A 25,055-nucleotide genomic window follows, 5' to 3' on the forward strand; every position below is an offset into this window, starting at 1 on the left:
ACGATCAGCCCCGGAGCTTGGCGCCCACGGCCTTCTCGGCGGCGGCCACGATGCGGCTGGACAAACCCTCGATCTCGCCGTCGGTGAGTGTCCTCTCGCGGGGCTGGACCACGACCTCGATGGCGACGGACTTCTGGCCCTCCGGCACACCGTGCCCCGCGTAGACGTCGAAGACCCGCGCGTCCGCGATCAGCGCCTTGTCGGCGCCCAGGATCGGGCGGACCAGATCGCCGGCCGGCGTGTCGGCGCTCACCAGGAACGCGAAGTCGCGGGTCAGCGGCATCAGCGGCGACAACTCCAGCGCCGCCTTGGTCTTCACGCCCTTCTTCTTGGGCTCGGGGATCGCGTCCAGGCTGAGTTCGAACGCCAGCATCGGGCCCTCGGCGTCGAGCGCCTTCAGGATCCGGGGGTGCAACTCGCCGAACTCGGCGATCACTACCTTCGGGCCCAGCTGCAGGCGCGCCGAGCGGCCGGGGTGCCACCACGCCGCGTTCTGGCCCTGGACTACCTGCAGCTGGGGCGCGCCCAGTTCTTCCAGCAAGGCCAGCAGGTCGGCCTTCAGTGCGAACAGCGGATCGCCGCCCACCTTCGCCCAGTGCTTGGGCGAATGCGGCGCCAGCAGCGCCGTGACCGCCGTCCACTGGTCGGCCGGCTGGTCGCCGCGGAAGTTGGGACCCACCTCGAACAGGGCCGCATCGGCGAAGCCCTTGCGGGCGTTGCGGGCGGCGGCGTCGATCAGATTGCCCAGCGCCGTCGGCCGCATGGTCGACAGGTCGGACGCGATCGGGTTGGTCAGCACCAGCTTGGGGTCGCCGCCGCCGAACATCTCGGCCCACTCCTGGCGCATGAAGCTCCAGGTGATGGCTTCGGCATAGCCGCGAGCGGCCATGGCGCGGCGCGCGTCGCGCATGCGCCGCTGGCGGATCGTCAGCACGCCGCCGGCAGGGCGTGCGATCTCGGGCAGGGGCTCGGCCGGCAGGGCGTCGAAGCCCTCGATGCGGGCCACTTCCTCGACCAGGTCGGCCTTGCCTTCCACGTCGCGGCGCCAGCTGGGCGGGGTCACCGCGTCGCCGTCCACCGCGAAGCCCAGCTTGGTCAGGATGTCGTCGATCCGGGCCGGCGAGACGTTCAGGCCGGACAGCTTCTTCACATAGCCGCGGTCGAACGCGATGGCCTTGGGCGGGGCGGGCGCATGGCCGGCCACGCGCACCTCGGACGGTTCGCCGCCGCAGAGCTGCAGGATCAGCTGGGTCGCGAGCTCCAGACCCGGGACCGGGGACTCGGGATCGACGCCACGGGCGAAGCGGTACTGGGCGTCGGAGTTGATACCCAGGGTGCGGCCCGTCTGGGCGGTGCGGATCGGGTCGAACCAGGCGCATTCCAGGAACACGTCGGTGGTCTCGTCCGAGCAGCCCGACTCCTCGCCGCCGATCACGCCGCCCAGGCAGACCGGGCCCGAGGCGTCGGCGATGACGCAGATCTCGGGGCCGACCGCATAGGTCTTGCCGTCCAGCGCCAGGATGCTTTCGCCCTCGCGGCCCAGGCGGGCCTCGATGACCGGGCCCTGGAGCTTGGCCGCGTCATAGACGTGCGCCGGCCGGCAGCGGTCCTGCGAGACCAGGTTGGTCACGTCGACCAGGGCGTTGATGGGACGCAGGCCCACGCTGACCAGCTTCTGCTGCAGCCAAGCCGGCGAGGGGCCGTTCTTGACGCCCCGGATCAGGCGGCCGGCGAACACCGGGCAGGCGTCGCCGTCGACCCGGATCTCGATGGGGCAGGGGAAGCTTCCCTTCACCGCCGCGGTCGCGTCGGGCTTCAGCGTCCCCAGGCCCGCGGCGGCCAGGTCGCGGGCGATACCGCGCACGCCCAGCCAGTCGGGCCGGTTGGGCGTCACCTCGAAGTCGATGGCGGCCTCCAGGCCGAACGCCTCGACGGCGCTGGCGCCCACGGGCAGATCATCCGAGAGCTCGACGATGCCGTCGGACTCCTCCGAGATCTCCAGCTCCCGCGCCGAGCACAGCATGCCGTTGGAGACCACGCCGCGGACCGGGCGTGCTTCCAGCGTCACGCCCGAGCCCGGCACATAGGCGCCGATCGGGGCGTAGATGGTGGTCAGGCCCGCCCGCGCGTTCGGGGCGCCGCAGACGATCTCCAGACGGCCATCCTTGGTGTCGACCTGGCAGACCCGCAGCTTGTCGGCGTTGGGGTGCTGCACGGCCTCGACGATCTTGGCGACTGTGAACGCGGCCAGCGTCTTGCCGGGGTCTTCCACATGCTCGACCTCGAGGCCGGCCATGGTCATGGCCTCGACCACCGCGCCGACGTCGGCCGTGGTGTCGAGGTGCTCCTTGAGCCAGGAAAGCGTGAACTTCATTGGTCGGCCCCTTCGCCGATGATCTCAACCAGCCGGAAGCGCTCGCAGTAGAGCAGCATGTCCGGCGCGAACCCGCCGTTACGGGTGAAATAGGCGCGGTGGCCGTCGCGCCAGTCCTCGAGGCAGGTGTCGCCTTCGCCCTCGGCCTGGGCGAAGGTCCAGCCGACCTCGTTGAAGCGCAGCTTTTCCAGCGACACGGTCTCGATGACCGCGCGTGGATTGCCCGCGCCGTCCTTGGCGACCATCCGCTTGCCCACATGGGTCAGCTCGCCGTCGCGGGCCGCCCAGCAGGTGGCGGTCTTCGCGCCGGAGAGCACGAAGCCCAGCAGACGATCGGCCATCTCCGGGCTGTCGCCGAACGTGAAGGCCTCAAGCGAGCGCCAGTCCTGCTCGACGAGCGTCATGACAGCCCCGTCGCCGGGTTCGGCGCCTGGAAGGCCGAGAAGCCGTAATGGTCCAGCCAGCGAGTGTCGCCGGCGAACATGTCGCGCAGGTCGGGCATGCCGTACTTCAGCATCCCCAGCCGGTCGACGCCGAAGCCGAAGGCGAAGCCCTGCCACTGGTCGGGATCGAGGCCGCAGTTGCGGAGCACGTTGGGGTGCACCATCCCGCAGCCGACGATCTCCATCCAGTCGCTGCCCTGGCCGATCTTCACGTCGCCGCCCGAGCGGTCGCACTTCACGTCCATCTCGGCGCTGGGCTCGGTGAACGGGAAGTGGTGCGGGCGGAAGCGCGACTCGACCATCGGCGTCTCGAAGTAGCGCGCGATGAACTGGTCCAGCGTCCACTTGAGGTGGCCCATGTGGATGTCGCGGTCGATGACCAGGCCTTCCAGCTGGTGGAACATCGGCGTGTGGGTGGCGTCGGAGTCCGAGCGGTAGGTGCGGCCGGGCACGATGACGCGGATCGGCGGCTCCTGCCCGTTGGCGATCCACGAGGGCAGCTTCTCGTTCAGCCGCTGCATGGTGCGGATCTGCACCGGGCTGGTGTGCGTGCGCAGCACCTTGCGTTCGCCGCGCTCGTCCTCGGGCAGCCAGAAGGTGTCGTGCATCTCCCGCGCCGGGTGCTTGGGCGGGAAGTTGAGCGCCGTGAAGTTGTGGAAGTCGTCCTCGATGTCGGGACCTTCGGCGAGGCTGAAGCCCATGTCGGCGAAGACGGCGATCATCTCGTCCAGCACCTGCATGGTGGGGTGGACGCGGCCGCGGCGTTCGGGCGGCGGGGGCAGCGAAAGGTCGACGCGCTCGGCGGCCAGCTTGGCGTCGAGGGCGGCCGTCTCGAGCGCGGCCTTGCGGGCGGCGATGGCGGCCTGCACCGCGTCGCGCAGGCCGTTGATCTTCGGCCCCTGCTCGCGGCGCTCGTCGGGCGTGAGCTTGCCCAGGGTCTTCAACAGCTCGGAGATCGAGCCGGTCTTGCCCAGCGCTTCCACGCGGATGGCTTCCAGGGCGGCGAGGTCTGCGGCGGCGGCGACGCGCGCCGACAGCTCGGCTTCCATTTGGGTCAGGTCGGTCATGAGGCGGTCTGCTCTAGAGGAGGAGGGTCTTGAGCGGAAGGCAGCAAAAAGCCCTCCGGCGGTTCGGCCGGAGGGCTTCTTGAAAGCGTCAGGATCGAGACGATCCCAGGCCTTAAGCCAGCGCGGCGCGAACCTTGTCGGCGATGGCCTTGAAAGCAACCGGATCGGCGCCGGCGACGTCGGCGAGAACCTTGCGGTCCATTTCGATCCCGGCCTTCTCAAGGCCGTGAATAAACTGCGAGTAGGTGAAGCCCTCGGTCCGGGCCGCGGCGTTGATCCGTTGGATCCACAGCGAGCGGAACATCCGCTTACGGACCTTGCGGTCGCGGTAGGCGTACTGGCCGGCCTTGTCCACGGCCGCCTTGGCGGTGCGGATGGTGTTCTTGCGGCGCCCGTAGAAGCCCTTGGCCTGCTCGAGAACCTTCTTGTGCTTGGCGTGGGCGGTAACGCCCCTTTTCACGCGTGCCATCTGTCAGATTCTCCTAGAGGCCGTACGGGAGCCAAAGCTTGATGATCTTGGTATCAGCTTCGCTCATCACCTTGGTGCCGCGGTTCTGACGGATGTACTTGGCGTTGTGGCTGATCAGGCGGTGGCGCTTGCCGGCGACGCCGGCCTTCAGCTTTCCAGACGCCGTCATCCGAAAGCGCTTCTTCACGCCGGACTTGGTCTTCAGTTTGGGCATTTCACGTCGGGGTCCGAAGATCCCGTCCTCTGGTCGTGTTGATGAACCGCCCTGGCATGCCTTGGGGCCAGGCGGTTCCGAAGGGGCGGGCTAGTAGCGGAACGGGGGCGGGATGGCAAGGGCGACTAGGGCCTGTTGAGATTCAGCGCGAGTGAATGACGGCGGCGGTGAGGTGGATCATGGCTGAGAAGCTGCGGTCGGTCTTGTCGCTGCGCATGGCGATGCGTTTGAACTCCTTGAGCTTGCAGAAGAAGTTTTCGATCAGGTGACGCCATTTGTAGACCTCGGTGTCGATGTCGAGGGGGATGGCGCGGCGAGGATGCTGAGAGATCACGGCCTTGGCGCCGCGCTCATCCAACTCGGCGATGATGGCGTTGCTGTCGAATGCCTTGTCGCCGAGCAAAGCGTCGAACTCGAGGCCCTGGATCAACGGCGCGACGCCCACGGTGTCGAAGCGGTGACCGGGCAGCAGGACGAAACGGACCAGGTTTCCGAGCGCGTCGGTGAGCGCCAGTATTTTGGTGGTCATGCCGCCCTTGGAGCGCCCGATGGCCTGGCTCGAAGTCCCCCTTTTGCGCCCTGCCCGTGGCGATGGACCTTCACGATGGTGGCGTCGACCATGGCGTACTCCATGTCCGGCTCGTCCGAGCAGGCGTCGAAAAGCCGTGTGAAAACATCGGCGTCACGCCAGTCGCGGAAACGCGTGTAGACCGTGTTCCACTTGCCGAACGAGGGCGGAAGATCCCTCCATGGGCTTCCGGTCCGGGCGATCCACAGGACGGCTTCGATGAAGAGCCGGTTGTCCGCGCCGCTACGCCCGGGATCGCTCGGCTTCCCCAGGCAGTGCGGCTCCATCTTCGCCCACTGGGCGTCGGTCAAAACGAATCGTTCCATCCGCAGCTTGAATCACACCACGCCGCCTTCGAGAATCTTGAATCTCAACAGGCCCTAGTACGCAGGAACGCGTTCCAGCCACCGATCCTGGGTCCTCTTAATCCAATCACCGAGTAAATGGATTGCTGCGATGAGGGTGATGAGCGCGGTTAACCAAGGTCCGGCGCCGACCGGTCCCCAGAACACGTAGGCCATGAAGGCTGCGTAGATGGCGACCCAAAGAGCGTTCTGGATGATTTCGCGGATCTGATAGGCCGCCCGCGCTGTCGCGTCGCTAGGCTTGCGCCAAAGCTCTTCTTTCACGCCCCACTTACCGGTCAAGAGGCCAAGCGCGACTGCAGGCATCATTAGCCACATGCCGATCTGGCCGGTGTCCTGGACTTTCAAGAACCACAGCGCCGCGACGCCGAGTAGAGCCTGGAAAAAGCCCAGCGCGCGGCATGCGGGCGTCCGGCTCTGGCGGCGCACGATTTCGGACTGCCCGGAGCCTGTCGGGACATCCAGCACTACATCGCCGTACTGCTCTGGCCGTGTCTTCATTCTCTCCCTGGGGGAGATGCAAACAGCGGCTCGCGGATCAAGTCAAGGTTGCGCGACGCGCTACCACAGCCCTTGCCAAATTTGGGCGGCGCTCCACACGGCACTTTATCTGCGCGTTAACGGCAACGCTTAAGCGCCGGTTTGCCGCGGCGGGCTATTGCGTGCTCACCTGCCGCGGACTGCGGCGTTGGAGACCAGAATGTCGAGCACCTCTTCCGTGGCGTCCGTCACGTCGCAGCCCCCGGTCAGCTTCCGCCCGCCGGTCGACGCCGACAAGGCTCAGGCGATCAAGGCCGCCGACGACAAGGCCAAGGCCGGCGAGGCCTCGGTGAAGGCCAAGGCTGGCCGGGAGCCGGGCAAGGGCCAGGTCCTGGATATCCAGGCCTAGGTCAGGGTCTGTCGTGAGATGCTGGCGCGGTCTTCGCGTCAGCTGTCATCCATCATGATCAGGGCCCGCCGTTCCTTGCGCGGGCCTCGGGTCACTCGGCGACGTCTGCGGGGTGATCTCGCCGCCACGCCTGGGCCCGCCGGCCGGCCGCCAGCGCGATGAGGATCGTCGGTGCGACGACGACGGCGCCCAGAATGTAGGGCGTGTTCACGTGGACGTACTCAAATCCGAGGTTGGCGAACATCGGTCCGATCACGCGGGCCAGCGCCCCCATGGCGTTGTTCAGGCCCAGGATCTGGCCCTGTCGGTGGGGGTCGGCGGTCTCGGAAATGAGGGCGCTGACGTTCGGCCACGCTACGGATTGGCCGACTGCGCTCAAGGTCAGGAGCGCAATGGTCATGGGCCCGTTCACCGACAGCGGCTGCAATGCCATGCAGACCATGGTGACACCCATGCCGATGGCCAGCATGCGGCCCTGGCCGTAGCGCTCTGACAGCGGGCCGGTGACGAAGATCTGGGTGATGGCCGAGGCCACGCCGACCACGGCGAAGGCCCAGCCGATCTCCTGGGGGCCCCAGTTGAAGCGCGCCAGGGTCCAGAGGCCGAACACCGATTCGATGCCGGTGAACGCGAAGCCCACCATGAAGGTCAGCAGCATCAGGGGGCCGATCACCGGGTGGCGCGCGGCCTCGCCGGTGGCGGCCCAGCGGTTGGGCCGGTGGCTGTTGGAGAGGTCGCGCTCGCGGCTCTCGCGTATGATCAGCAGGATAAAGACCGCCGACGCCAGGAAGAAGCTGGCAGATATGAACAGCGGCAGCTGGAAGCCGATCGGCCCCGCGTTGGGACGGGCGAAGACCCCGCCCATGAACGGTCCCACGATCAGGCCCACGTTCCAGCTCGCGCTCATGTAGCTCATGGTCCGGGTGCGCTTCTCGGGCGGCGTCACGTCGGCGATGTAGCCCTGGATGATCGAGCCGTTGCCGCTGAACAGCCCGCCCAGCAGGCGGATCGCGAACGCCGCCATCGCATTCGGCGCGAACGCCAGCGCCAGGTAGCAAAGGCCATTCGCCGCGATGGTCATGATCAGGAGCGGCTTGCGGCCATACTTGTCCGAGAGCCGGCCCCAGAAGGGTTCGCCGAAGAAGGTGCCGATCGAGAAGCCCGAGAAGATCAGGGCGATCTCCATCGGCGAGGCGTCGAACGACTTGGCGTAGAACGGCAGCAACGGGACGATGATCCCGAAGCCCAGCATGTTCAGGAAGATGATGCCGATGAGCGACAACGCGGCCCAAGGCGGCGGCGTCGCCCCTCGCGGCGGGGTGTCGGACATGTGGGCGGTGGTAGGACGCGCCGCCCCCGCGGGCAAGCTCGGACGCCACGTTACGCCAGTTGAGCGGCGGCCGTTGGCGTCAGGCCACAGTCACAAGGGCAGCGTCGGCGGCTACGGGTTCTGCTTCTTCAGCTCGGCGCGGAAGGCGGCTTCCTGGCCGGCGTAGAAGGCTTTGCATCCGGCGGGGTCGACGAAGGCGTCGGCCTTGCCGGCCGCGACGGCCTTCGCCTTGGCGGCCATGCCAAAGAAGCGGCCGTGGGAGCCCAGGAAGACCTCGCAGGGGAGCGCTTTCCAGGTGGCGAAGCTCTTCTCGTAGGCCGCGGTGATGCCCGGGTAGGTCTCAGTCTTGCCCAGCTTGTAGCCCGGCAGGACGCTGGACGAGCAGTGGACTAGGCCCTGGCGCACCTTGCCGGCCACGGTCACCGGGAAGGTCCAGGTGGTGCAGCCCGCGGTGTGGCCGCCGGTGATGTGCGCGGTCAGCGTCCAGCCGCCCAGCGTGACCTTCTCGCCGTCCTGAATCGTCTTGGCGACCGGAACGGGCTCGTACTCGTAGGCCTTGCCCTTCAGGAAGGGGTCGCCCTTGCCGCCCGCCGCGATGATAGGCCCGTCGGCGGCGCTGGCGTAGAGTTTGGCGTTCGGCGCGGCCTTGCGGATCTCGGCGAAGCCCGCGGCGTGATCGAAGTGCTGGTGGGTGTTCAGCAGGATCTTCACCTGCGCCGGGTCGAAGCCCAGGGTGCGGATGTTGGCCACCACCTGTCGGCCCGTGGCCGCCTCGCCGCCGTCCAGGACGATCAGGCCCGCCTTCGTGACGAACAGGAAGGCCGTGAGGTCGGACGAGCCGACGTAGTAGAGGTTGTCGCCGATCTTGAACGGCTTGATGGGCGTGGCCCAGTCGGCCGGCGTCTGCGCGGCGGCGGCGGCGCAGACGAAAACGGCCGCTGCGAAAGCGGCCGTTCCTGAAATTCGGGTCAAAGCCTTCGGCACTAGCGGGGGGCCAGGATCATGATCATCTGGCGGCCTTCCATGCGCGGCTCGTACTCGACCTTGGCGACAGGCTCGAAGTCGGCTTTCACCTTCTGGAGCAGCTTCATGCCAAGTTCCGGGTGGGCCAGTTCGCGACCACGGAAGCGCAGGGTGATCTTCACCTTGTCGCCTTCTTCGAAGAAGCGATGCATCGAACGCGACTTCACTTCGTAGTCGTGGATGTCGATATTCGGCCGGAGCTTGATTTCCTTGAGCTCCACCACCTTCTGCTTCTTCCGCGCCTCGTTCTTCTTCTTCTGTTCCTGGAACTTGAACTTGCCGTAGTCCAGGATCTTGCAGACGGGCGGGTCCGCGTTCGGCACGATCTCGACCAGGTCGAGGCCGGCCTCTTCGGCGGCTTCGATGGCAGCCGAGGTCGGCATCACCCCTTGTTTCTCACCGTGCTGGTCGATGAGCAGAACGCGGGGGACGCGGATATCTTCGTTCATGCGCGGCCCTTCTTTGACGGGCGGCGCTTGCATGGGGCGGCGAATAGGCAGTGCTCCGGACTGTTGAAACGCAAAAAACGCCGGCGCGCGCGAAGCGATCCGGTCGTTGGGCCAGTATATGACGCGCAGGGGCCCTAGTATCAAGGCGCGCGATCAAGGCGTGCGCTAGGTGAGCGGGGCCAAAGAGCCGGCCGCCTGCGCCACCTGGGCCACCGGCAGGTCGGCCAGATTGTCGGCGCGCAGGATCGCGACGCGGCCGCGGGGGGCCGACAGCGCCGGATCCGAAGCCTTGGAGAACAGCACGATCGTGGGCGCGCCCCCGGCGGCGGCCAGATGCAGCGGCCCGGTGTCGTTGCCGACGGCCAGGGCGGCCTTCTGGCCCAGGAGCGCGACGCTGGCGAAGTCGGTGCGGCCGGTGAGGTCGCGCGCGCGGGGCACGCTGCGCTGGATGGCGTGCGCCAGCTCGGTTTCGGCGGGGCCGCCGACCACCACGATGTCCAGGCCCCGGCCGTAAAGGATGCGCGCCAGCTCGGAGTACTTCTCGACCGGCCAGCGCTTGTCCATGCGATGGGCCGAGCCGCCGGGCACGAAGATCGCGTAGGGCCGCGGCTTGTTGGCGCCCGGCACCGGCCGCTCGGGCGGACGCGCCTTGGCGATCCAGGACAGGTCGGGCGGCGGCGCGCTGCCAGGCTCGCTCGGCGCGTCGGGCCAGATGCCGGCGTACTTCAGCTGGTCGGCCTGCCGCTCCAGGGTGTGCATGCCGTTGCGCTGCGGGTTCCTGTGCGGCAGCGAACAGCCGAACGCGATGCCCGACCAGGGCGGCGGGCCGGGCCGCAGCAGCTGGAAGATCCGGTTGGACTGGGCCGAGGTCTGCAGGTCGTAGACCCGCGCGTAGCCGGCCGCCTTGATCCGGCCGCGCAGCGCCATCCACTGCGGGAAGGTCTCGGGGCGCCCGCCGGTGTCGACGGCGTTGAAGTAGGGGCAGATCTTCCCCAGCGCCTCGAAGGGCGGGGTGGTGAGCAGGGTGATGTGGGCCTTGGGATGGGCCTTGCGGATCTGCTTCATCGCCGCCAGCGCCAGGACGAAGTCGCCCAGGGCCGACAGCTTGATCACCAGGATGCGCTCGACGTTGCGTGTCATCCGCGGCGCGCCTCCAGCACCCGCTCGTACGCGGCGAGGGTCTGGGCGCACATGGCGTCGGCAGAGTAGAGCTGGCGGGCGCGGTTGCGGCCGATCTCGCCCATTTCCTTGCGCCGGGTAGGCCCGAGGTCGATGGCGCGCCCGAGGGCGGCGGCCCAGGCCTCGGCGTCCTCGACCGGCGCCAGCCAGCCGGTCGTGCCGTCGACGATCGTCTCGGTGACGCCCCCGTGGTTCGAGGCGATCACGGTGCGGCCCATGGCCTGCGGCTCGACGGCGGCGCGCCCGAAGGATTCCGGCACGTTGGTCGGCAGGATGGCCAGGTCGGCCAGCAGGTAGGCGGCCGGCATGTCGTCGCAGTGCCCGACGATCTTGATGGCGCCCGACAGGCCGGCTGCCTCGATGGCGGCCTGCACCTCGGCGGCGTAGCCCGTGCGGCCCTGGTCGTCGCCGGCGAAGAGGATCAGGAAGTCGTCGCGCCCGGCGGCGGCCATGCGGCGGGCGGCCTCGACGATCATCAGGTGGCCCTTGATGCGGGTCAGCCGCCCGGCGAGCAGGATGCGCGTGCGGCGGTCGTCGGCCGCGATCCCCCAGGCGGCGCGCAGGGCGTCGACGCGCGCGGGCGTCACGAACGCGGGGTCGAAGCGGCCCAGGTCGACGCCACGCGGGATGGTGACCAGCTTGCCGGGGTCGATCCCGTGCTCAGTCAGGACGTGGTCGCGGGTGTAGTCCGAGTTGGCGATGACCAGGTCGCCGCGGGTCATGATCGCGTTGTACCAGCGCTTGAGCCCGGACTGGGCCTTGTAGACGCCGTGATAGGTGGCGACGAAGGGCGTGCCGGTCGCGTGCGCCGCCCACAGCGCCGAGAACGCCGGGGCCCGGCTGCGGGCGTGGACGATCGACACCTTCTCCTGGCGGATCAGGCTGACCAGGCGCGCCGCGTTGCCCAGCATCGTCAGGGGGTTCTTGGTCTGCACCGGCATCTGGGCCAGTCGGCCGCCGTCGGCCTCCAGCCTGGCTGTCATGCGCCCGCCACGCGTGGCCACCAGCGCGGTCCCCCCGGCGCGGACGACGGCTTGCGCGACGTCGATCGTGCTCTGCTCAGCCCCGCCCGTCTCCAGCTCGGGGATCACCTGCAGCAGCGTGAAATCGGGGGGTAAGGGCACGGCGCTTTGCTTAGACTGTTTCGCAGGCGCACAGAACACCGGCGAGTTGGGGTGACGGATGGAATCGAGCGGAGTCCTCGAACGTTCAGATGGCGAGCGTGTGGCGTGGATGAAGGTTGCCGGCGACGGGCCGACCGTCGTCTGGCTGGGCGGGTTCATGTCGGACATGACCGGGACCAAGGCCCAGGCGCTGGCCGACTGGGCGATCGCCAACCGGCGCGCCTACGTGCGCTTCGACTACTTCGGCCACGGCGCCTCCACCGGCGACTTCGTGGCGGGCACGATCAGCCGCTGGCGGCGCGACGCCCTGGCGGTGATCGCCGAGCTGACGCAGGGCGAGCTGGTGCTGGTGGGCTCGTCGATGGGCGGCTGGATCGCCTGCCTGGCGGCGATGGTCGTTCCCGAACGGATCGCCGGCATGGTGCTGGTGGCGCCTGCGCCCGACTTCACCGAGAAGCTGATGACGCCCGAGATCCCGCCCGAGGGCCACGCGGCGCTGGCGGCCGACGGCGTCTGGCTGCGGCCCAGCGAGTACGGCGACCCCTATCCGATCAGCCGCGGCCTGCTGGAGGACGGCGCCCGGTGGTCGATCCTGGGCGGCGAGCCGATCCCGCTGACCATGCCGATCCGCATCCTGCAGGGCGGCGAAGACCCTGACGTCCCGTGGCGCCACGCGCTGGAGCTGGCCCAGGGTCTGAAGGGGACGGATGTGGTGTTCTCGCTGATCAAGGACGGCGACCACCGGCTGTCACGGCCGCAGGACATCGCCCGGCTGATCGCGGCGGTGGAGGAGGTCGGGTAGACCTGCGCTCGCGCCTCATCCGGACCTGCCGAAAGCGGCGCTCGAATCCGCCTTCTTCAACACAATCGACCCTGTGCGGACCTTACTGGCCGCCCTCGATAGGTCGGCTCAGCTAACGGGATAACGGTCCAACGTAAGCGTTTTTCTCACACCACTGCGGTCCGGGTGATCCTTGCTTACGTCGGCACTTCGCAGGCGCAGCCCGCGCCGCAATGTGCCGCTGTGGCTCAACCGTGTTGTGTACACCTATAGACGCATGCTTCCCGTCTGAGGAGAATCCGCCCCCCCCCCCCCTCGTTGTGTGCCATTTTGCAGAACGGACCTAATACGGGAACTGGATTGTGGGGAAAGCCATGAAGAAGACTCTGATTGCTGCTGCGGTGGCTGCCGCGTTCGCGACGTCGGCCCAAGCCGCGGCTGTCATCTCTGGAGATGCCGCGCCGGCGTCCTACGAGATGCGCGGTGAGGCTCGCAACGGCCGGACCGGCTTCGAGGGCATCCTGCGGACGCAAACCACGAGCCCCAACATGAATCCGGGCGGCGCGCCGGTCTGGTCGTACGGTTCCGACTACAACTTCGCACTGACCTACGACAGCACCACGGGTACGACGACCTGGGGCATCGACTTCAACCGGGACAACGATTTCGCCGACAGCCAGGAACTGGTTTCGGTGGTCGACGCGGCGCTCGTGGGCTTCGGGTTCAACTACGTGAACCTCTTCATCCAGGGTAACGCGCTGAGCTCGGTGAACGTCAGCAATTTCACCCTGAACGGGACCAGCTTCGGCCCGTTCAGCGTCGGCAACGCGGCCTTGAACACGCTGTTCGAAGACACCGGCGGCACGTTCGCCAACATCAATGCGACCGGGACCTTCAGCTTCAGCGCCAACGGCAACACCGACGAGCGCCCCAGGCTCTGGGTCCAAGTGGGCGGCAAGAGTGAAGTGGGCGCTGTCCCGGAGCCCGCGACCTGGGCCATGATGATCATGGGCTTCGGTCTGACCGGGTCCTTGATCCGCCGTCGGCAGTTCGCCCCGACGGCTGCTTAACTGACGCAGTCAAGATCAAGGCGGGCCCTTTGCGGCCCGCCTTTTTCGTGGGGCTCTGTAATGGGAAACGCCTCAGCGCTCGTGAGCGTCGATTGTGACCCGACCTACACGCTCATTGAGCGGCTCCTGAACGGTGAAGTGCTCAGGGAACAGTTCCCCGCGCATGATGATGACGACGCGATTGATCGCGTCGTGGGCGTGATCGACGGAGGCCGCGCGGAGCTTTGGCATGGGCCCGTTCTGATTTGGGCCTGGGAGCCCGTGTTGGAAGCTGCGGACGCCTGACGTCCTACGACACGCGATACAAGCTGTCGGGTGGATGATCGCCAGAACGGACCACGGCTAGCGCAGCAGGCCCTAGGTCCGCTCTCCACCGAGGCTGTGTGGAAACGGCGAAGCACCGTAGGCTCCTGAGGACTGGCTTCGGGGGGCGCGATGAAGCGCTTCGTGGAGGGTGCGGACCGGCGTCAGGGCACGCTGCTCCCGGAGTTTCTTGAGGACTACGTTCGCCGGGTCTGCTCACGGCTCTCCTCACTGAGGGTCCGATTTCCGCGGCATGGAATGGCCCCGTTCAACCCTTAGCGGACGTCGACCCCTTGCACCCCCAGATCGTCATCCCCGGCGGAGCGCTCGTGAGAGCGCGGAGACCCGGGACCCAGCCGCACCACCGGCGACGCGGCTAGGGTCGTTGCAGCCACGACAGCGGTCCCTCGGGAACCTCGAACCCTTCGTCGGAAAGATCCCGCCAGTCGGGGTTCTGGGCCTCGATCAGCTCCCAGCTTCCAGTCGCGTCGCCAGCGCTTGATCTGCTTCTCCCGTCGGATGGCCTCGAGCATGACGGCATGGGTCTGGTACCAGACGAGGGTCTTGCCGCCGTAGGTCTTGGAGAAGCCTTCGAACGTCCCGTGCTTGTGCCGGCGGACGCGGGCGACAAGGGTGCTGGTCACGCCGGTGTAGAGCGTCCCGTTCCGGCCGCTCGCCAGGATGTAGACGGCGATGAAGGCGTCTTCTCCGACCATGGCGCCACGCTAGGCTACGATGGCGATTGGGTCATCGGTCGTGGCGCAGCGCGGCGCTTGCGTCTGCTGGGTCCCGGGTCTCCGCGCTCTCACGAGCGCTCCGCCCGGGATGACGGAGGTGGGGGAGGTAAGGTACCCAACCCACTCGGGCAGGTCCGCTTCTAGGCAGATCGGCGAACGTCCGATTTGTGACGCTGGGCCGAAGGCCGCACTCGGCCCTCAGCGGACCTTGCGCGTCACAAACCAAATCGCGAACCACGCGAGCACGAACAGGCCTGCCCCGGCTGACGCCATTTGGAGCAACACCGGCGCGTCTTGCTGACGCTGCCCTAGGAGGTTCGAGTGAGCCAGAGCGGCAAAGCCGCCGCAGAACAGCGCGAAGACTGCCGCGAACCACTTCGCCCTCACTACGGCGCGGAGATGTGGGTCCTGCCTATCCATGATGCGAGCCTAGCTTGCGCAACTTGCCTTTCCCACCCTAGCAGGGCGGCTAGCTGAACCGTGATGACGGGGTCTAGACCGCGCGCTCTGCGGCCAGGATCGCTGCCAGCCCCTCACGGTAGGTGCGATAGGCCGGCCGCCAGCCCAGTTCGGCCTTGGCGCGGGCGTTCGAGACGCGCTTGCTCTCGCCGTAGAAGCGCATGGCGGCGGCCGAGAGGTTGGCGTCGGCGAGGGGGACCTCCGGCGGGACGTCCATCCCCAGCAGCCGCGCAGCGTAGGCGATGACGTCGCTGTTGGGCGCGGGCTCGTCGTCGCAGAGATTGTAGATGCCGCCCGCCCGGGGACGGGCGATCGAGGCTTCGAGGCCGGCCGCGAGGTCATCGACGTGGATGCGCGAGAACACCTGGCCGGGCGCGGCGATGCGGCGGGCGCGGCCCTCGCGCAGGCGGTCGAAGGCCGAGCGGCCGGGGCCGTAGATGCCGGGCAGGCGGAAGATCGTGACGGTGAGGCCCATGCCGCGGCCCACGTCCAGCCAGTCACGCTCGGCGCCAACCCGGCGCGCGCCCTCCACCGACTGGGCGGCCAGCCGGCTGTCCTCGGTCACCCAGCCGCCGTGGCGGTCGCCATAGACCCCGGTGGTCGAGAGGTAGCCGGCCCAGTCCGGGAAGGCGTTCGCCTCGGCCATCGGGCCCACGAGGTTGTTGAGCGCGGGGCACCCTTGCGAGCCGGGCGGCGCCGTGGCGAGCAGCGCCCGGGCCTCGCCCAGCGCATCGGTGATGGCGTCGCGGTCGCCGAGGTCGACGGGCGTGTGGCCGTCGGCGGCGATCTGGGCGGCGGTCGCGTCGTTGCGGTAGGTGGCGCTGACCGTCCAGCCCTTGGCCGCCAGCCTGCGCGCCAGCGCCTGGCCGGAGAAGCCGTAGCCGAAGAGGAAGAGGTTGCTCACGCCTGTTGTTTAGCGCGCCGCGCGCCCGCCATCACCCTGAAGAAGCGCCTCGGCAATCCTCAGTCGGCGGTATCCGCGCGAAGCGCCGTCTTCTGAACCACGAACCACACGAACCACACGAACGCCAACGGGCTACCTCGGAGTGCGCCGCTGCGTGTTCGCGTGGTTCGTGTGGTTCGTGGTTGAATAGGACAGCGCCTGCGGCGCGCAGGGGCTCACCGGTAGGCCCCCTCTCGTGTCCTTCCGCGTTTGCCGTGGTTCAATGTGGGTAAGGGTCTGTTCGGGGGTGTCGGCATGCGTCTTGTGGTTCTGGCGGGCGCGTTCGCGCTGGCTGCGTCGGCCGTTCAGGCCCAGCCGGCCGGGCTTGACGCGCTGTTCGCACGATACACGAACGAGACTCCCGGGTGCGCGCTGGGCGTCCAGGAGAACGGCAAGGCGCCGACGCTGCGCGGCTACGGCTCGGCCGACCTGGAGCATGGCGTCGCCATCACGCCCGATACGGTGTTCGAGGCCGGCTCGGTCTCGAAGCAGTTCACCGCCGCGGCCATCCTGCTGCTGGTCGAGGACGGCAAGATCGCGCTGAGCGACGACATCCGGAAATACCTTCCGGAGATGCCCGACTACGGCAAGCCGATCACCATCGACATGCTCTTGTCCCACACCAGCGGCCTGCGCGACTGGGGCTCGGTGATGGAGCTGGCGGGCTGGCCGCGAACCAGCCGCATCTACACGCCGGTCGAGGTGCTGCAGATCACGGCGCGGCAGAAGGCGCTGAACTACGCGCCGGGCGAGGCCTATTCCTACACCAACACCGGCTACAACCTGGCCGCCTGGATCGTCCTGCGGGTCTCGGGCTACAGCCTGGCCGACTTCACCAAGCTCAGGATCTTCGAGCCGCTGGGCATGGGCCACACCTCGTGGCGCGACAACTTCCGGCGCGTCGTGCCGGGCCGCGCCATCGCCTATGGCGGCGGACCGGGCGGCGGCTTTTTCCAGGACATGCCGTTCGAGAACACCTACGGCCACGGCGGCCTGCTGACGACGGTGGGCGACCTGCTGATCTGGAACGACGCCCTGACCCAGGGGCGGCTAGGCAAGACGGTCAGCGCGAAAATGCAGGAGCAGGCCGTGCTGACCGGTGGGCGCAGGATCGCCTATGGCCGGGGCCTGGTGACCCAGTCGTTCAAGGGCCAGACCGAGATCGCCCACTCGGGCGCCACGGCCGGCTACCGCGCCTGGCTGGCGCGCTTCCCGGCCCAGGGGCTGTCGGTGGCGCTGCTGTGCAATGCGGCGGCGGTGAACCCGACGCAGGCCGGCCGCAAGGTGGCCGAGCTCTACCTGCCCGCGGGTCCCGCGGCCCCGGCGTCCGCGGCCCAGCCCGCCGACGAGCTCGCGAGCCTGCCCGGCGTCTATGTTGACGAGCGCGCGGGCGGCGTCCTGCGGGTGGCGGGCGAGAACGGCGCGCTCAGCGTGCGGGGCGGCGGGACGCTGACGCCGATGGGCAAGGGCCGCTATCGCGCCGCCGAGATGGACTGGACGTTCGGACCCGGCCGCCTGGAGCGTCGGCAGAACGACGGCGAAGCTGTGATCTATCGCCGCGTGGAGCCGGTGACGCCCACCGAGGCCGAGCTGGCGGAACTCGCGGGCGCCTATTCCAGCCTCGAGGCCGGATCGGTGCTGCTGGCCGGGGTCCGCGGCGGCGCGCTGGTGATCACGCCCGCCGACCGCCCCAGCGCGCCTGTGACCGCGCGGCCGCTCTACAAGGACGCTTTCCAGGGCGAAGGGACCCTGATCCGGGTGGTCCGGGACGAGGCCGGCAAGCCCGTGGGCCTCAAGTTCACCGAGGGCCGAGTCTACGCGCTGGAGTTCCGCCGCGTGCCGGGGTCCTGAGCTTTCCCTCCCTTAATGGGGAGGGTGGCGAGCGAAGCGAGACGGGTGGGGAAGGGTGGGCCGGAGTGCTGCGGTCGGTGAGGATCGTGACTTCCCCACCCTGCTCGCCTGCGGCGAGCTGTCCCTCCCCATTAGGGGAGGGATGCTCGCAACCTTGGCGGCTCGTCCTATATTGGGCCCCATGCCTGACACCCCTATTCCCGACGACGTCGTCGGCGCGTTCCAGATCGAGGGCGAGCCCGTGCGCGGCCGCATCGCGCGGCTGGGCCCTTCCATCGACGCGATCCTTCGCGGTCACGACTATCCCGAGCCGGTCGCCAACCTGCTGGGCGAGGCCTGCGCGCTGGCCGCGCTGGTCGGCTCCAACCTGAAGTTCGACGGCCGCCTGATCGTCGAGGCCCGGGGCTCGGGCCCTGTGCGCTATGTGGTGGCCGACTACGACACCTCGGGCGGCCTGCGCGGCTATTGCCGGTTCGACGCCGACGAGGTGGCGGCGATCTCGGGCGGATTCCAGCGGCCGGGGGCCAAGACCCTGCTGGGCGACGGCGTCTTCATGATGACCGTCGACCAGGGCCCGGACATGGACCGCTACCAGGGCATGACCGACATCCAGGGCGAGACCCTGGCCCTGTGCGCCGAGCAGTACTTCGCCCAGTCGGAACAGACGCCCACCCGCGTGCGCCTGGCGGTGGGCCAGTCGGGCGGCGGCGCGCGGGCGGGGGGCTTCCTCATCCAGTACATCGCCGCCGACGACGCCCGCGGCGAGACGATCGAGGCCTGGAACCGCACGCAGGCGTTCTTCGAGACCCTGGGCGAGGACGAACTGGTCGATGCCGAGCTGTCGTCCAACGGCCTCTTGTTCCGCCTCTTCCACGAGGACGGCGTGCGCGTGTTCGAATCGCAGCCGCTGCGGGCCTTCTGCCGCTGCAGCGAGGAGCGGATCGTCACCGTGCTGAAGTCGTTCGACCAGGCCGAGCGCGAGGACATGATCGAGGCCGACGGCAAGATCCACGTCACCTGCGAGTTCTGCAGCCGCGTGTACGCCCTGGCGCCCGAGGCGCTGGAGACCGCCTGACCAAACTCCAGAACGTCATGGCCGGGCCTGTCCCGGCCATGACGAGCTTGGGGAAGGGATCACGGTTCCCGGGTCGGGGAAATCTCCAGCAGCGCCCGCAGGCCTTCGGCGAAGCGAACGACCGCCTCCTCGCCCCCCAGGGCGGCGGTGATCTCGGCGTTCATGGCGTCGAGGCTCACGCGGAAGACCTCCAGCGCCGTCGTGCCGGCTGCGGTCAGCGACACGGTCCAGGCCCGGCCGTCCGTGGCGCTGGGGGCGCGGTCGACCAGGCCGGCCTCCATCAGCCGCCCGACCATCGCCGTCACCGCGCTCTCGTTCAGCTTCAACTGCTCGGCCACCCGGCGCTGGGTGGCGCCGCCCTCGCGCTGGATCACGAACATCACGGCCGCTTGCGCGGCGCTGACCCCGGCCACGCCCTGGCTGTCGCGGTCGGCGCGGGTCTTCAGCCGGTGCGCGGCGGTCTGCAGCAGGTGATAGAGCCGCTCGCGGCCGGCAGGATCCATGGGCGCAACGCTAGCCCGCGTTGACACGGCGGCTCAACGGCCGCATTTACTTCACATGTGAAGTTAATGGGAGTGACCGCCATGGGCGCCATCGACGTCTGGGCCCAGCAGCCCAACGCCCTGTTCCAGTCCCAGCCGTGGCTGGCGACGCTCAACCGCTGGACCGGCAAGACCGGCGACGAGCCGCTGGTCACCACGGCGCGCACGCTGGCGGCCATGGACGACGGCGGGGTGGACATCACGATCCTCTCGGCCTGGTGCGGCCCGCGCGGCTGGCTGATCACCAACGAGGAGGTGGCCGCCGCCTGCGCCGAGGCCCCCGACCGGCTGCGGGGCCTGATCTCGGTGGACCTGAACGACCCTATGAGCTGCGTGCGCACCATCCGCGAGCAGGCGCGAAATCCGGCCTTCGTGGGCGTGCGCGTCGTGCCATGGCTCTGGGACCTGCCGCCGAACGACCGGCGCTACTATCCGGTCTATGTGGCGTGCGTGGAAGCGGGGCTGCCGTTCTGCACCCAGATCGGCCACACCGGCCCGCTGTGCCGCTCGGAGCCCGGCCGGCCGATCCCCTATCTCGACGACGTGCTGCTGGACTTTCCGGAGCTGAAGGTCGTGGGCGGCCACGTGGGCTATCCGTGGATGGACGAGGTGTTCTCGCTGGCCCGGAAGTACCCCAACTTCTACGTCGACACCTCGGCCTACACCGTCAAGCGCCTGCCGCCGGTGCTGGTGGAGTTCATGAGGGGGCAGGGCGCCGGCCGCGTCCTCTTCGGCACCAACTGGCCGATGATCTCGCCCAAGCACGCGCTGGCCGGGCTGGACGACCTGGGCCTCGACGACCGCGCCCGCCAGCTGTTCCTGGAGGGCGCGGCGCGGCAGGTGTTCGGGCTGGCGGCCTAAGCCGCGTCCAGCGCCCGGCTGACGTCGCGGATCAGGTCGTTCACGCCTTCCAGGCCCACGCTCATCCGCACCCAGCCCTCGGTGAGGCCGATCTCCAGCCGTTCGGCCTCGGGCATCGAGCGGTGGGTGGTGGTGCAGGGATGGGTGGCCATCGACTTGGCGTCGCCCAGGTTGTTCGAGATGTCGACGATCTGCAGGGCGTCCAGGAACCGCCAGGCGGCTTCGCGGCTGCCCAGGTCGAAGGCCACGACGTTGCCGCCGCCGGTCATCTGATTGGCGATGATCGCGGCCTGCGGGTGGTCGGGGCGGCCGGGGTAGATGGTCCTCAGCGCCTTGGAATGGGCCGCGATGGCGTCGGCGACCTTGGCGCAGGTCTCGGTCTGCCGGCGCACGCGCAGCTCCAGCGTCTCCAGGCCCTTGAGCAGCACCCACGAATTGAACGGCGAGAGCGCCGGGCCCGTGTGGCGGTGCATGTCCTTGTAGGCCTCGGTGAGCAGGTCGGCGGCGCCCAGGATCGCCCCGCCCAGCACCCGGCCCTGGCCGTCGATGTGCTTGGTGGCCGAATAGACGACGACGTCCGCGCCCAGCGCCAGCGGCTTCTGGAAGATCGGGGTGGCGAAGACGTTGTCGACCACCAGCTTCGCGCCGGCCGCATGCGCGATGTCGGCCACCGCGCCGATGGCGGTGACCTCGAGCAGCGGGTTGGCGGGGCTCTCCACCAGGAAGGCCTTGGTGTTGGGCCGCACGGCGTTTTTCCAGGCGTCGAGGTCGGTGGCGTCGACGTATGTGGTCTCGACGCCGAAGCGGGGCAGCAGCTCCGACACGATCCAGCGACACGAGCCGAACAGGGCGCGGCCCGCCACCAGGTGGTCGCCGGCGCGCAGCAGGCCCATCAGGGACAGCTGGATCGCCGACATGCCCGAGGCGGTGGCCTTGCAGGCCTCAGCGCCCTCGATCAGGGCCAGCCGGTCCTCGAACATCTGGGTCGTGGGGTTGCCGAAGCGCTGGTAGATGAAGCCTGGCGCATTGCCGGCGAACCGGGCGTCGGCCGCCGCGGCGCTCTCGTAGGCGAAGCTCTGGTTCAGGAAGAGGGCTTCCGAGATCTCGCCGTGCTCGGTCCGCATGAGGCCGCCGCGCACCGCTCGGGTCTCGATATCCCAATCGCGCGGGTCTTCCGCCATGACGGCCTCCAATAGAAAAACTGCGGGCCTTGAACGCCCTGGCGCCCCGCCGCGTCAAGGTCCGCTTTTGGCGCAGCGGCCGCAGAAAAGGGCGAACCACGAAATACACGAAATACACGAAAGGACGTGCCGCCCCCTCAGGTCGCGTCGCGGCGCCGTCCGTTGGAGAACCACGGAAAGCACGGAAGGGCGCGGAAGCGCGGCGTCGCTATCCGTGTTTTCGGTTTCCTTCCGTGGTCCTCTCAAGCTGCGAAGTGATCGCCGGCTTCGCGGGCAGGGGATCTCCGGTCCTTTCGTGTATTTCGTGTATTTCGTGGTTCCCCTCTCTTGGCCTTGCGCGCCCGCCGTTCTGCGCTAAGGCTTCGCCGCCCATGAGCGACTTTCACGTCCCGGGCATCCTGCCCTGCCAGTCCATTGAAGCCCTGATTGCCACCGGCGCGATCACGTCGGCGACGCCGTTCGACGCCGACCAGGTGCAGCCGGCCAGCCTCGACCTGCGCCTGGCCGGGCGGGCGTGGCGGGTGCGGGCCTCATTCCTGCCGCGCCACGGCAAGGTGCGCGACCGCATCCGCGAAGTGGCGATGCACGAGCTGGACCTCACCAAGGGCGCGGTGCTGGAGCGGGGCTGCGTCTACATCGCCGAGCTGCAGGAGGCGGTGAAGCTGCCCAAGGGCGTCTCGGCGCGCGCCAACCCCAAGAGCTCCACCGGACGCGTCGACGTGTTCGTGCGCGTGATCACCGACTATGGCCATGCCTTCGACGACGTGGACGAGGGCTACGACGGGCCGCTCTACATGGAGATCGCGCCGCAGACCTTCTCGGTGCTGGTGCGGTCGGGCACGCGGCTGAACCAGCTGCGGCTGAAGGCGGGCGTGCCCGAGCGGCTGCGCATCGAGAGCGTCGGCGTGGACCTGACGGGCGAGGTCGCCGGGTTCCGCGGCCGCCGCCACGCCGGCGTCGTCGACCTGGATCACGAGGACGGCCACGACCCGCGCGACTTCTGGGAGCCGCTGATCCCGCGGAACGGCCAACTGCTGCTGGACCCGGGCGAGTTCTACATCCTGGCGTCGAAGGGCGCGGTGGAGATCCCGGTGATGGAGGCGGCGGAAATGACGCCGATCGATCCGTCCGTGGGCGAGTTCCGCGTCCACTACGCCGGCTTCTTCGATCCCGGCTTCGGCACCGACGAGGCGCACGGCAAGGGCTCAAAGGGCGTTCTCGAAGTCCGCAGCCACGAGACCCCGTTCATTCTGGAAGACGGCCAGACCGTCGCGCGCCTGGTCTACGAGCCCCTGACCGAGCGGCCCACCCGGCTCTACGGCGAGAGCGGGTCGCACTACCAGCGCCAGGGCCTGAAGCTGTCCAAGCACTTCCGCATCTGGGGGGAATAGCCTTCCCAAGAAGGCGGGAGGGCAGGGCTGCCGCCCCACCCTCCCGCAGCTGGGAGAGACTAGCGGGCGCCCGACAGCTGCGCCTTTATCTGCAGCCTGCGGCGCTCCAGCGCCTGGAGGGTGAAGCGGTTGGGCCGCGGCTTGCGCCGTTCGTCGCCCAGCCGCTGTTCGAGCAGCCAGTACAGATTGCGAAGCTTGGGAATGGGGTGATCACGCATGCGCTCCTCCTGAGGGAGGCGCGCCCGGAGCCCGGGGGGGCGAGGGGGGAGAGGCGCTGACCGCCGGGCCCCAGGCGCACCTGTGCGGTCCGACATCACGATCAACGATGATCGCCAGAGGGGCCCGGTCCCGCCCACTAGACATTGGGATTGATGGCCGACGCCGCCAGGGGGCGCCCGCTAATTTTTTCTGAGACAAGCTAAGGCGACTTTTTGTCTAGCGTGCTTGACACCCTCGATGTGTCATGTTTCCTTGTCACTCAGACAAGGAGACCTTACTCGTGACTCTGGAACAACGTCGCCGCGCCGTATGGGGCGGACTGATCTTGCTGGGGATGATCACCGGCTTCATCGCCTCGGCGCACCACATCGCCGGCTTTCGCCTGCCGGCCTGGGGCGCGCTGGCCCTGGTGGTCCTCGTCATCCCCGCGGCGGGCTATCTCACGCTGCGCTGGTGGCGGCTGTTGGATGAGGTGGCCCAGGAAGCCCACAAGTTCGCCTGGTACTGGGGCGGCTCGGCCGGGATCATGGTCGCCTGCCTGGTGATGATGCTGGTCGAGCGCGGGGTCATCCCGGCGCCGATGATCATGGGGCCGTCCGTCTCGGACGCCTTCAGCGCCGGCGCCGTGACCGTGCTGATGTCGCAGCTTGCGGGCTACCTCGTGGCCTGGGCCGGCTGGTGGTGGAGCCATCGATGAGCTCGCCGATGAACTCCGCCCTCTTGCTGCTGCTCTCCACCGCGCTGGTCGTCAGCTTCTGCCTCGGCGGCCTCGTCCAGTGGGTGATCGGATGAAGAACCGCCTGAAAGTGCTGCGCGCCGAGCGCGACTGGAGCCAGGGCGACCTCGCCGAGCGCCTGGGCGTCTCGCGCCAGAGCGTGAACGCCCTGGAGACCGGCAAGTACGATCCCAGCCTGCCCCTGGCCTTCAAGATCGCCCGGCTGTTCGGCCTCTCGATCGAAGAGATTTTTCAAGACGAGGCGGCCTGACGACGGATCGACAGTCAGACGGGCCCCGAGTTGCGCGCGTTCTCCTCACCCGTAGGGGGAGGGGGACCCTGCGCAGCAGGGTGGAGGGGATTTGCCGCGAGCGCCGAACTCCGGCCTCGTTCCCCCTCCACCCCCCTTCGGGCGGTCCCCCTCCCCCTACGGGTGAGGAGAACGCTGTACTGAATGTCGATTGGTCCTGGAGCCCCCTTTCCGCGCCTTTCCTGGAGTTCTTCCATGCTGACCAAGCTTACCCATCGCGCCCGCCGCGCCCTGGCCGCGTGCGCCCTCGCCCTGACCGCGCTGGCGGCGCCGGCCGCCGCCGAGCCCGCCCTCTGGGCGATCAAGGACCACGACTCGACGATCTACATCCTGGGCTCGATCCACATTCTGCGGCCCGGCACCGAGTGGCGCTCGCCCAAGATCGACAAGGCGTTCTCCGCCAGCCAGGACCTGGTCCTGGAGGTGGTCGGCGCCGACGACGTGGCCGCCATGCAGGCGATCCTGCCCAAGTACGGCATCGACCTGACGACCAAACTGTCCACCCGCCTCGAACCCGCCGACCGCGAGCGTCTGGCCGCCGCGGTCGCGGCCACCGGCACGCCGCCCCAGGCGGTGGAGGTGATGCGCCCCTGGCTGGCCTCGATGAGCCTGGCCACCCTGCCGCTGGTGAAGGCCGGCTTCGACCCCAAGTCGGGCGTCGAACTCAGCCTGACCGCTCAGGCCAAGGCCGCGGGCAAGCCGATCAGCGGCCTGGAAACCCTGGAGCAGCAGATCCGCTTCATGGCCGACCTGCCTCCGGCCGCCGAGCTGGCGATGCTGAAGGCGACGCTGGAGGACTTCGACAAGTCCGTGCCGATGACCGAGCAGATGCTGGCCGCCTGGCTGGCCGCCGATCAGGACCGGCTGGCGGCGGTGTTCCTCGCCGAGGGCGGGCTCGACGACCCCGCGGTCTATGAGGCCATGCTGGCGCGCCGCAATCGCGACTGGGCCGGACAGCTCAAGGCCAAGTTGGCCGGATCGGGGACCTCGTTCGTCACGGTGGGCGCCGGCCACCTCGTGGGCCCCGACAGCCTGCAGGCGGAGCTCGCCAAGCTGGGCGTCATCGCCGAGCGTCAGTAGCCGCTCTAGCGGCGTCCCGCGCAGGCGCCGCGCTCCCGCAAGA

28 protein-coding genes are annotated in these 25,055 nt (G+C 68.7%); 10 read left to right on the top strand and 18 right to left on the bottom strand.

Going from position 1 to position 25,055, the window contains the following annotated elements:
- Positions 1-4: 4 nt before the first annotated feature.
- The 7 genes from pheT to ACQ66R_RS16300 all read right to left on the bottom strand — a co-directional run bounded on the left by pheT (position 5) and on the right by ACQ66R_RS16300 (position 6,001).
- Positions 5-2,374 (bottom strand): phenylalanine--tRNA ligase subunit beta, encoded by a 2,370-nt coding sequence (gene pheT, locus ACQ66R_RS16270; RefSeq protein WP_430423732.1) that lies wholly within the window; start codon positions 2,372-2,374, stop codon positions 5-7.
- On the bottom strand, positions 2,371-2,778 hold the full coding sequence (locus ACQ66R_RS16275; RefSeq protein ID WP_430423734.1) for an ASCH domain-containing protein: 408 nt from the start codon (positions 2,776-2,778) through the stop codon (positions 2,371-2,373). Before ACQ66R_RS16275 ends, pheT begins: the two co-directional genes overlap by 4 nt.
- Positions 2,775-3,884 (bottom strand): phenylalanine--tRNA ligase subunit alpha, encoded by a 1,110-nt coding sequence (pheS, locus tag ACQ66R_RS16280; protein ID WP_430423736.1) that lies wholly within the window; start codon positions 3,882-3,884, stop codon positions 2,775-2,777. The genes ACQ66R_RS16275 and pheS overlap by 4 nt, the downstream gene beginning before the upstream one ends.
- Positions 3,885-3,996: 112 nt before the next feature.
- A complete protein-coding gene (gene rplT / locus ACQ66R_RS16285) occupies positions 3,997-4,353 on the bottom strand; it encodes a 50S ribosomal protein L20 (protein ID WP_293363316.1) in 357 nt (118 codons plus the stop codon).
- A gap of 13 nt (positions 4,354-4,366) precedes the next feature.
- Entirely contained in the window at positions 4,367-4,567 is a 201-nt protein-coding gene (rpmI, locus tag ACQ66R_RS16290; protein WP_293363314.1) for a 50S ribosomal protein L35, read from the bottom strand.
- A gap of 142 nt (positions 4,568-4,709) precedes the next feature.
- Positions 4,710-5,461 (bottom strand): IS5 family transposase gene (locus tag ACQ66R_RS16295; protein WP_430420901.1). Its coding sequence is split into 2 segments (ribosomal slippage): positions 4,710-5,131 and positions 5,131-5,461, totalling 753 coding nucleotides; the frame shifts between segments, so codons are not numbered across the junction.
- 54 nt (positions 5,462-5,515) lie between these two features.
- Positions 5,516-6,001, bottom strand: a complete 486-nt coding sequence (locus ACQ66R_RS16300) for a hypothetical protein (RefSeq protein ID WP_430423738.1) — start codon at positions 5,999-6,001, stop codon at positions 5,516-5,518.
- 199 nt (positions 6,002-6,200) lie between these two features.
- Here ACQ66R_RS16300 and ACQ66R_RS16305 point away from each other — a divergent pair, with 199 nt between their 5' ends.
- Positions 6,201-6,389, top strand: coding sequence for a hypothetical protein (locus ACQ66R_RS16305; RefSeq protein WP_430423740.1), 189 nt, complete (start codon positions 6,201-6,203; stop codon positions 6,387-6,389).
- Between the two features lie 91 nt (positions 6,390-6,480).
- Here the strand turns inward: ACQ66R_RS16305 and ACQ66R_RS16310 are convergent, their stop codons facing one another.
- The 5 genes from ACQ66R_RS16310 to ACQ66R_RS16330 all read right to left on the bottom strand — a co-directional run bounded on the left by ACQ66R_RS16310 (position 6,481) and on the right by ACQ66R_RS16330 (position 11,494).
- Positions 6,481-7,719 carry an MFS transporter gene (locus ACQ66R_RS16310; protein WP_430423741.1) on the bottom strand — a complete coding sequence of 413 codons (1,239 nt, stop codon included), beginning with the start codon at positions 7,717-7,719 and terminating at the stop codon, positions 6,481-6,483.
- A gap of 111 nt (positions 7,720-7,830) precedes the next feature.
- Entirely contained in the window at positions 7,831-8,691 is an 861-nt protein-coding gene (gene bla, locus ACQ66R_RS16315) for a subclass B3 metallo-beta-lactamase (RefSeq protein WP_430423742.1), read from the bottom strand.
- A gap of 11 nt (positions 8,692-8,702) precedes the next feature.
- The gene (gene infC / locus ACQ66R_RS16320) at positions 8,703-9,224 is read right to left on the bottom strand and encodes a translation initiation factor IF-3 (RefSeq protein ID WP_430423743.1); all 522 of its coding nucleotides are present in this window, start codon (positions 9,222-9,224) and stop codon (positions 8,703-8,705) included.
- 132 nt (positions 9,225-9,356) lie between these two features.
- Positions 9,357-10,331 (bottom strand): glycosyltransferase family 9 protein, encoded by a 975-nt coding sequence (locus ACQ66R_RS16325; RefSeq protein ID WP_430423744.1) that lies wholly within the window; start codon positions 10,329-10,331, stop codon positions 9,357-9,359.
- The gene (locus ACQ66R_RS16330; protein WP_430423745.1) at positions 10,328-11,494 is read right to left on the bottom strand and encodes a glycosyltransferase family 4 protein; all 1,167 of its coding nucleotides are present in this window, start codon (positions 11,492-11,494) and stop codon (positions 10,328-10,330) included. The genes ACQ66R_RS16325 and ACQ66R_RS16330 overlap by 4 nt, the downstream gene beginning before the upstream one ends.
- A 109-nt stretch (positions 11,495-11,603) precedes the next feature.
- Between ACQ66R_RS16330 and ACQ66R_RS16335 the strand changes: the two genes are divergently transcribed.
- Both ACQ66R_RS16335 and ACQ66R_RS16340 read left to right on the top strand, forming a co-directional pair.
- Positions 11,604-12,296, top strand: a complete 693-nt coding sequence (locus ACQ66R_RS16335; protein WP_430423746.1) for an alpha/beta fold hydrolase — start codon at positions 11,604-11,606, stop codon at positions 12,294-12,296.
- 353 nt (positions 12,297-12,649) lie between these two features.
- Entirely contained in the window at positions 12,650-13,345 is a 696-nt protein-coding gene (locus ACQ66R_RS16340) for an FxDxF family PEP-CTERM protein (RefSeq protein WP_430423747.1), read from the top strand.
- Between the two features lie 72 nt (positions 13,346-13,417).
- Here the strand turns inward: ACQ66R_RS16340 and ACQ66R_RS16345 are convergent, their stop codons facing one another.
- The 3 genes from ACQ66R_RS16345 to ACQ66R_RS16355 form a co-directional block, all read right to left on the bottom strand.
- The gene (locus ACQ66R_RS16345) at positions 13,418-13,576 is read right to left on the bottom strand and encodes a hypothetical protein (RefSeq protein WP_430423748.1); all 159 of its coding nucleotides are present in this window, start codon (positions 13,574-13,576) and stop codon (positions 13,418-13,420) included.
- Between the two features lie 347 nt (positions 13,577-13,923).
- Positions 13,924-14,364, bottom strand: a complete 441-nt coding sequence (locus ACQ66R_RS16350) for a GIY-YIG nuclease family protein (RefSeq protein ID WP_430423749.1) — start codon at positions 14,362-14,364, stop codon at positions 13,924-13,926.
- Between the two features lie 514 nt (positions 14,365-14,878).
- Positions 14,879-15,748 carry an SDR family oxidoreductase gene (locus ACQ66R_RS16355; RefSeq protein ID WP_430423750.1) on the bottom strand — a complete coding sequence of 290 codons (870 nt, stop codon included), beginning with the start codon at positions 15,746-15,748 and terminating at the stop codon, positions 14,879-14,881.
- Between the two features lie 294 nt (positions 15,749-16,042).
- Between ACQ66R_RS16355 and ACQ66R_RS16360 the strand changes: the two genes are divergently transcribed.
- Together ACQ66R_RS16360 and ACQ66R_RS16365 are read left to right on the top strand one after the other, a co-directional pair.
- Positions 16,043-17,638, top strand: a complete 1,596-nt coding sequence (locus ACQ66R_RS16360) for a serine hydrolase domain-containing protein (protein WP_430423751.1) — start codon at positions 16,043-16,045, stop codon at positions 17,636-17,638.
- A 181-nt stretch (positions 17,639-17,819) separates the two neighbouring features.
- Positions 17,820-18,713, top strand: coding sequence for an Hsp33 family molecular chaperone (locus tag ACQ66R_RS16365; RefSeq protein ID WP_430423752.1), 894 nt, complete (start codon positions 17,820-17,822; stop codon positions 18,711-18,713).
- 59 nt (positions 18,714-18,772) lie between these two features.
- Here the strand turns inward: ACQ66R_RS16365 and ACQ66R_RS16370 are convergent, their stop codons facing one another.
- On the bottom strand, positions 18,773-19,216 hold the full coding sequence (locus tag ACQ66R_RS16370) for a MarR family winged helix-turn-helix transcriptional regulator (protein ID WP_430423753.1): 444 nt from the start codon (positions 19,214-19,216) through the stop codon (positions 18,773-18,775).
- A gap of 81 nt (positions 19,217-19,297) precedes the next feature.
- On the opposite strand from ACQ66R_RS16370, the gene ACQ66R_RS16375 reads away from it, so the two are divergent.
- Positions 19,298-20,116: an amidohydrolase family protein gene (locus ACQ66R_RS16375; RefSeq protein ID WP_430423754.1), complete on the top strand. Its 819-nt coding sequence runs from the start codon at positions 19,298-19,300 to the stop codon at positions 20,114-20,116.
- Here the strand turns inward: ACQ66R_RS16375 and metZ are convergent.
- Positions 20,113-21,297 carry an O-succinylhomoserine sulfhydrylase gene (gene metZ / locus ACQ66R_RS16380; protein WP_430423755.1) on the bottom strand — a complete coding sequence of 395 codons (1,185 nt, stop codon included), beginning with the start codon at positions 21,295-21,297 and terminating at the stop codon, positions 20,113-20,115. The genes ACQ66R_RS16375 and metZ overlap by 4 nt on opposite strands.
- A gap of 371 nt (positions 21,298-21,668) precedes the next feature.
- On the opposite strand from metZ, the gene ACQ66R_RS16385 reads away from it, so the two are divergent.
- Positions 21,669-22,688: a 2'-deoxycytidine 5'-triphosphate deaminase gene (locus ACQ66R_RS16385; RefSeq protein WP_430423756.1), complete on the top strand. Its 1,020-nt coding sequence runs from the start codon at positions 21,669-21,671 to the stop codon at positions 22,686-22,688.
- 59 nt (positions 22,689-22,747) lie between these two features.
- On the opposite strand, the gene ACQ66R_RS16390 is transcribed toward ACQ66R_RS16385, so the two are convergent.
- Positions 22,748-22,906: a hypothetical protein gene (locus tag ACQ66R_RS16390; RefSeq protein ID WP_430423757.1), complete on the bottom strand. Its 159-nt coding sequence runs from the start codon at positions 22,904-22,906 to the stop codon at positions 22,748-22,750.
- Positions 22,907-23,187: 281 nt separating this feature from the next.
- On the opposite strand from ACQ66R_RS16390, the gene ACQ66R_RS16395 reads away from it, so the two are divergent.
- The 3 genes from ACQ66R_RS16395 to ACQ66R_RS16405 all read left to right on the top strand — a co-directional run bounded on the left by ACQ66R_RS16395 (position 23,188) and on the right by ACQ66R_RS16405 (position 25,012).
- Entirely contained in the window at positions 23,188-23,604 is a 417-nt protein-coding gene (locus ACQ66R_RS16395) for a hypothetical protein (RefSeq protein ID WP_430423758.1), read from the top strand.
- 91 nt (positions 23,605-23,695) lie between these two features.
- Positions 23,696-23,893, top strand: a complete 198-nt coding sequence (locus tag ACQ66R_RS16400) for a helix-turn-helix transcriptional regulator (RefSeq protein WP_430423759.1) — start codon at positions 23,696-23,698, stop codon at positions 23,891-23,893.
- 234 nt (positions 23,894-24,127) lie between these two features.
- Positions 24,128-25,012: a TraB/GumN family protein gene (locus ACQ66R_RS16405; protein ID WP_430423760.1), complete on the top strand. Its 885-nt coding sequence runs from the start codon at positions 24,128-24,130 to the stop codon at positions 25,010-25,012.
- Positions 25,013-25,055 lie beyond the last annotated feature (43 nt).

It is taken from the genome of Phenylobacterium sp. (assembly GCF_965284355.1).
Taxonomy (GTDB): Bacteria; Pseudomonadota; Alphaproteobacteria; order Caulobacterales; family Caulobacteraceae; genus Phenylobacterium.

Excerpts from the sequence above, each read along its gene's own strand:
- ACQ66R_RS16385 (WP_430423756.1), top strand. The coding sequence starts at position 21,669 with ATGAGCGACTTTCACGTCCCGGGCATCCTGCCCTGCCAGTCCATTGAA.
- ACQ66R_RS16305 (WP_430423740.1), top strand. The coding sequence starts at position 6,201 with ATGTCGAGCACCTCTTCCGTGGCGTCCGTCACGTCGCAGCCCCCGGTC.
- ACQ66R_RS16340 (WP_430423747.1), top strand. The coding sequence starts at position 12,650 with ATGAAGAAGACTCTGATTGCTGCTGCGGTGGCTGCCGCGTTCGCGACG.
- ACQ66R_RS16275 (WP_430423734.1), bottom strand. The coding sequence starts at position 2,778 with ATGACGCTCGTCGAGCAGGACTGGCGCTCGCTTGAGGCCTTCACGTTC.
- rplT (WP_293363316.1), bottom strand. The coding sequence starts at position 4,353 with ATGGCACGCGTGAAAAGGGGCGTTACCGCCCACGCCAAGCACAAGAAG.
- ACQ66R_RS16345 (WP_430423748.1), bottom strand. The coding sequence starts at position 13,576 with ATGCCAAAGCTCCGCGCGGCCTCCGTCGATCACGCCCACGACGCGATC.
- ACQ66R_RS16350 (WP_430423749.1), bottom strand. The coding sequence starts at position 14,364 with ATGGTCGGAGAAGACGCCTTCATCGCCGTCTACATCCTGGCGAGCGGC.
- ACQ66R_RS16370 (WP_430423753.1), bottom strand. The coding sequence starts at position 19,216 with ATGGATCCTGCCGGCCGCGAGCGGCTCTATCACCTGCTGCAGACCGCC.
- ACQ66R_RS16310 (WP_430423741.1), bottom strand. The coding sequence starts at position 7,719 with ATGTCCGACACCCCGCCGCGAGGGGCGACGCCGCCGCCTTGGGCCGCG.
- ACQ66R_RS16335 (WP_430423746.1), top strand. The coding sequence starts at position 11,604 with ATGAAGGTTGCCGGCGACGGGCCGACCGTCGTCTGGCTGGGCGGGTTC.
- ACQ66R_RS16300 (WP_430423738.1), bottom strand. The coding sequence starts at position 6,001 with ATGAAGACACGGCCAGAGCAGTACGGCGATGTAGTGCTGGATGTCCCG.
- ACQ66R_RS16390 (WP_430423757.1), bottom strand. The coding sequence starts at position 22,906 with ATGCGTGATCACCCCATTCCCAAGCTTCGCAATCTGTACTGGCTGCTC.
- ACQ66R_RS16325 (WP_430423744.1), bottom strand. The coding sequence starts at position 10,331 with ATGACACGCAACGTCGAGCGCATCCTGGTGATCAAGCTGTCGGCCCTG.
- pheT (WP_430423732.1), bottom strand. The coding sequence starts at position 2,374 with ATGAAGTTCACGCTTTCCTGGCTCAAGGAGCACCTCGACACCACGGCC.
- ACQ66R_RS16365 (WP_430423752.1), top strand. The coding sequence starts at position 17,820 with ATGCCTGACACCCCTATTCCCGACGACGTCGTCGGCGCGTTCCAGATC.
- ACQ66R_RS16400 (WP_430423759.1), top strand. The coding sequence starts at position 23,696 with ATGAAGAACCGCCTGAAAGTGCTGCGCGCCGAGCGCGACTGGAGCCAG.
- metZ (WP_430423755.1), bottom strand. The coding sequence starts at position 21,297 with ATGGCGGAAGACCCGCGCGATTGGGATATCGAGACCCGAGCGGTGCGC.
- rpmI (WP_293363314.1), bottom strand. The coding sequence starts at position 4,567 with ATGCCCAAACTGAAGACCAAGTCCGGCGTGAAGAAGCGCTTTCGGATG.
- infC (WP_430423743.1), bottom strand. The coding sequence starts at position 9,224 with ATGCAAGCGCCGCCCGTCAAAGAAGGGCCGCGCATGAACGAAGATATC.
- ACQ66R_RS16375 (WP_430423754.1), top strand. The coding sequence starts at position 19,298 with ATGGGCGCCATCGACGTCTGGGCCCAGCAGCCCAACGCCCTGTTCCAG.
- ACQ66R_RS16360 (WP_430423751.1), top strand. The coding sequence starts at position 16,043 with ATGCGTCTTGTGGTTCTGGCGGGCGCGTTCGCGCTGGCTGCGTCGGCC.
- ACQ66R_RS16405 (WP_430423760.1), top strand. The coding sequence starts at position 24,128 with ATGCTGACCAAGCTTACCCATCGCGCCCGCCGCGCCCTGGCCGCGTGC.
- pheS (WP_430423736.1), bottom strand. The coding sequence starts at position 3,884 with ATGACCGACCTGACCCAAATGGAAGCCGAGCTGTCGGCGCGCGTCGCC.